The sequence below is a fragment of the Chondromyces apiculatus DSM 436 genome (genome assembly GCF_000601485.1).
In the GTDB taxonomy this organism is placed as follows: Bacteria; Myxococcota_A; Polyangia; order Polyangiales; family Polyangiaceae; genus Chondromyces; species Chondromyces apiculatus.
In genome coordinates this window covers 1-729 of the sequence record NZ_ASRX01000177.1, presented here as the reverse complement: position 1 = coordinate 729, position 729 = coordinate 1, and the positions used below count along the sequence as shown (strand labels likewise).

The 729-nt window shown below is 64.1% G+C and carries 1 pseudogene; it reads right to left on the bottom strand.

Annotation, left to right across the window (positions count from 1 at the left end):
• Positions 1-343 precede the first annotated feature (343 nt).
• A pseudogene (locus CAP_RS53200) lies at positions 344-729 on the bottom strand (hypothetical protein); the annotation flags it as partial.

Below are 729 nucleotides of genomic sequence, written 5' to 3'. Positions count from 1 at the left end.
GAGCCACACGGGTCCCTTCCAGGCCGAGGGCATTACGGGGTCCTCGGGGAGGCATTCACCTTCTTCACAGGGTGCAGGCGGAGGGTCCGAGGGCCAGGTGCCCAGGTCGCCCTTCTTGCAGGAGACGACCTCACTCAGTCCAAGGGTCACAAGGAGTGCAAGCGCTCTTTGTGCGCTTCGCATTGGCAAATTTCCTTTCTTGGGGTGGATGCGTAAATCGAGCACCGATGGCAAACGACGCAGGGGGGGTGCAACACCCTCGCCTTCGCCTGTGGACCGCGCGCGAGTGAACGACCTTCTCGGGATCGAGGACACGCACATCGAGTCGCGCGTATTCAGGAGATCAGTTCGAAGTTGCTTGCAGGCTCTGGCAGCAGAATGTGCTGGTAAGCGCGGGCGCTGCCTGGCCGACGAGCGCTCCACCGCCCGCGATGCATGCGTCGGGCTCACCAGAATTGATGTGGGCTCGGATGCTCGAGTAGCGCTCCGGGAGGTTGCTGCTCGTGCAGCCTGTTCTCCCGAACGGCACGAGCGAGCCTTCCTGGCCGACCACGCAGAAGCTGTCGCGGTAGAGGCCGACGAAGATCCTGCAACCGCTCTCCTCGGGGAGTGCGCAGGTGCAGGCGGTGCAGGAGAGTTCATCGTCGACCGCGCCATGGAAGGCGTGCAGGTCCGGAAAGTCAGCGGGACACGCCGCCTGTTCTCCGTCGCGCCAGACGCAGTGCTGGA